4 protein-coding genes are annotated in these 3,639 nt (G+C 44.0%); all 4 read left to right on the forward strand.

Annotated features, from left to right (window positions below; all coding sequences use genetic code 11):
- Positions 1 to 429: electron transfer flavoprotein subunit alpha/FixB family protein (locus GPL15_RS08935; protein ID WP_215698138.1), on the forward strand; the 429-nt coding region annotated here is incomplete at its 5' end.
- A 35-nt stretch (positions 430 to 464) separates the two neighbouring features.
- Entirely contained in the window at positions 465 to 1,709 is a 1,245-nt protein-coding gene (locus tag GPL15_RS08940) for a CaiB/BaiF CoA-transferase family protein (protein WP_215698140.1), read from the forward strand.
- A gap of 86 nt (positions 1,710 to 1,795) precedes the next feature.
- Positions 1,796 to 2,689, forward strand: a complete 894-nt coding sequence (locus GPL15_RS08945) for an MBL fold metallo-hydrolase (protein WP_346344924.1) — start codon at positions 1,796 to 1,798, stop codon at positions 2,687 to 2,689.
- Between the two features lie 271 nt (positions 2,690 to 2,960).
- Positions 2,961 to 3,470 carry an SEC-C metal-binding domain-containing protein gene (locus GPL15_RS08950; protein ID WP_215698142.1) on the forward strand — a complete coding sequence of 170 codons (510 nt, stop codon included), beginning with the start codon at positions 2,961 to 2,963 and terminating at the stop codon, positions 3,468 to 3,470.
- Positions 3,471 to 3,639: the final 169 nt, after the last annotated feature.

Consider the following 3,639-nt stretch of genomic DNA (forward strand, 5'->3'; position numbering starts at 1 on the left):
GAGAAAGCCGCTTATGAAGAAGGCCGCAAGGGCGAAGTGATCAAACTGAATGTGGAATTCAAAGAAGGCGATATCCGCACGAAAGTTGTAGAGATCGTAAAGAGCATGAAAGACGCAGTATCCTTAACGGATGCGGAAATCATCGTAGCGGGCGGAATGGGCCTTGGAAAGCCGGAAGGCTTTGAGCTGTTAAAACAGCTGGCAGATAAACTGGGCGGAGTGATCGCATCCTCAAGAGCGGCGGTAGACGCAGGCTGGATCGACCACGCATACCAGGTAGGCCAGACGGGAACCACAGTAAAACCGAAAATCTACTTTGCATGCGGAATATCCGGAGCGATCCAGCATGCGGCAGGAATGGCGGATTATGGAATTGTTGGGGATCTCTATAAAGTGATCCCTGCAATCATGGAAGAACTGGATAAATAAGGAATTAATTTAATTAATATAAGGAGGATTTCAATATGAGCAAGAAATTATTGGAAGGCGTTAAAGTTGTGGAACTGGCAACATTTATCGCAGCAGCAGGAGCAGGACGCTTTATGGCAGACTGTGGAGCGGATGTTATCAAAATTGAATCTGCAAAAGGAGATCCGTTAAGACACACAGCTCCTTCAGAGGGCAGACCTTTGGATATGTATGAGAATACGACCTGGGATCTGGAAAACGGTAACAAGAAATGTATTTCTTTGAATATGAAGACACCAGAAGGAAAAGAAGCATTCTTCAAACTTCTGGATGAAGCAGATGTTCTTATCACAAACTGGAGAGTTCAGGCTTTAGAGCGCGCAGGACTTGATTATGAAACATTGAAGGTGAAATATCCAAAACTGGTTTACGCGATTGTTACCGGTTACGGCGAGTACGGCCCTGACAAAGATCTTCCTGGATTTGACTTCACCGCATTCTTCGCAAGAGGCGGATATCTGGATTCCTTACGCCAGAGAGGAACTGTTCCTTTCAACGTAGTTCCTGGTGTTGGTGACCACAACGTTGCCATGAACCTGGCTGCAGGTATTCTGGCTGCATTATATCATGCAAAATTGACCGGCGAAGGCGAGAAGGTAGAAACCAGCTTGTTTGAAACCGCAGTTTACAACATGGGTATGATGATCCAGGCTGCTAACTATGACGGTATTGCAAAAGAATATCCGATCAACATCCGTGAAGGCGCTAACCCATTTAACTCCGCATGGAGAACCGCAGACGACAGATTTATCCAGACCTGTATGCCTGACTATAACATGTACTACAAACAGTTCATGAAAGCCCTTGGAAGAGAAGATCTGGTTGATGATGAAAGATATTTCCCAATCCAGAACCTTCAGGCTAACGGCCTCGGCACAGAGATGTATGATATCTGTATGGAAGCTATGGGCAAGAAGACCGCTGCAGAGTGGAAAATTCTTCTGAAAGAAGCTGACGTTGCATTCAGCCTTGCGCAGTCCTGGACAGAGATTCTGGAAGATGAGCAGGCTTGGGCAAACGAATGTCTGTATAAGATGAAATATGACAACGGAAATACCAGAACACTGGTAAGACCTCCGGTTAAATTCCAGGAAATGGGTGTTCCGGAATACAACGTTGGACCATTGATCGGTGAGCAGGGACCGGAAATCTTAAAGGATCTGGGCTATACCGAAGACCAGATAAAAGAATATCAGGAAAAAGGAATTCTTTTCGTATGGAATGACGAAAGAAAAAAGTAATCAGGGCGGAACGGATTTTAGATGATATTTACGAAGTAAAGCTTCCTCTCAAAGGGTCTTCTTTAAAAGAATTAAGCTGTTATATCATAAAGGGACAGGACCGAAGCTGCATCATCGATGTAGGATTCGCCACAGAAGAATGTGACCGGATTCTGCGGGAGGCAGTGGAGGAACTGGGGTTAGATAAGAAGCACACCGATATCCTCCTTACCCATACCCACCAGGATCACTGCGGCAACCTGCCGAACCTGTATCAGGAATTCGGCGGTGTTTGCTGCAGCCGGTGGGACAGTATCAGGATCAGCGGCAATGACCCTGTGTCCAAATATGATTATTTAAAATACAACTTTTTGAAATGCGGAATGTCCACATCACTTTTAGAGCAGATGCCTAAGGATGAAGATTTGGATTCGTCTGTTCCGCTGGAGAATATCAGGGTTTTATCAGATGGTGATGTGCTCACCTATGGAAAATACCGTTTGAAAGTGATTGATTTAAAGGGACATATGCCCGGCCTGATCGGCTTCTACGATGAGGAACAGGAAATTTTGTTTCCAGGGGATCATGTGCTGAATAAAATCACGCCGAATATCGGATTTTACGGAGAAGAATATCATTCATTGACCAATTATGTCGCGAACCTGAAAAAAGTCCGTGATTTAAAAGTAAAGCATGTCTTTCCGGCCCATCGCGGCCCCATTAAGGATCTGCAGGCCAGAGTGGATGAGATACTGGAACATCACGAAGAACGGCTGGATGAAATAACCGGCGTACTCTATGCAAAGCCGATGTGCGCGTATGAGGTGGCCGGAAAGGTAAAATGGTACTATAAAGAGGGGAACTTCCAGGCATATCCTGTTGTTATGAAATGGATGGCGGCCTCAGAAATCTTAGCGCATCTGCAATATTTGTATGAGCGCGGAGAGATCGTCCGGGCCGGAGGAGAAGGGGAATCTTATATTTACAGATATGTGAATTAAAAAAATAAAATTATTTGTATATATTTCCGTAAAGTGTTAATAATGTTACTATCAACAAATGATAAAAATTAATACTTATCCTCCCCTTTTTAATGCCCTGTCTGCTGCGTGAAACGCGGCAGGCGGGGCGTTTTTGCAGATGGGAATTGGAATATATGTGAAATACGTTACGAAATCCCCATTGTTTTGAAAAATATTTTGCAAAAATCATTAAAGTGTTATATACTATGTAAGGATATACCCAAGAATAGAAAAAGGATGGACGAGAAGTATGGCTATTTTAGAGACATGGAGAAACCTGGCCTATGGAGATGGCTTAGATGATAAAGAAAGAGAGAACCTCTGGTCTGGTTATTTCACAATTGAAAAAGGGATTTACGAAAAAATTCTTTCCAACCCAACGGAAGTGATTACCGGTACGGTAAAGGAACTGGCAGATAAGTATGAAACAGAAGTTTTAATCATGACCGGTTTCCTGGATGGAATAAATGAAAGCTTAAAAGGATACGAAAACCCAATTGACACCATGGAAGAGGACACAGAAGTTAAGATTGAGATCGATCCTGAAAAATTATATTACAACATGGTTGAAGCGAAGGCAGACTGGCTCTATAATCTGCCGCAGTGGGATTCCATTTTAACAGAAGAGAAGAGAAAAGAACTCTATAAAACCCAGAAAGCCTCCGGAACAATTAGAAAAGGTCCGAAGGTTGGACGGAATGATCCGTGTCCATGCGGCAGCGGTAAAAAATATAAAAAATGCTGCGGTAAAAACGCTTAGAGATGGAAATCTTTATTTAATTGATTGGCCAAAGTAACGCCATGAATCCTGGGAATGGGGACGGGCGGGGGCAGAGGCCTGCTTGGATAGTTGGCGCCGGGCGGAGCGGAATCCGTTGGCGATGAAAACCGGCTTCCAACCGTAAGTGAAACTAAGGCTCCAGGGATAA

This window comes from Clostridium sp. MCC353 (assembly GCF_018785315.1).
In the GTDB taxonomy this organism is placed as follows: domain Bacteria; phylum Bacillota; class Clostridia; order Lachnospirales; family Lachnospiraceae; genus CHH4-2.

Excerpts from the sequence above, each read along its gene's own strand:
- GPL15_RS08940 (WP_215698140.1), top strand. The coding sequence starts at position 465 with ATGAGCAAGAAATTATTGGAAGGCGTTAAAGTTGTGGAACTGGCAACA.
- GPL15_RS08950 (WP_215698142.1), top strand. The coding sequence starts at position 2,961 with ATGGCTATTTTAGAGACATGGAGAAACCTGGCCTATGGAGATGGCTTA.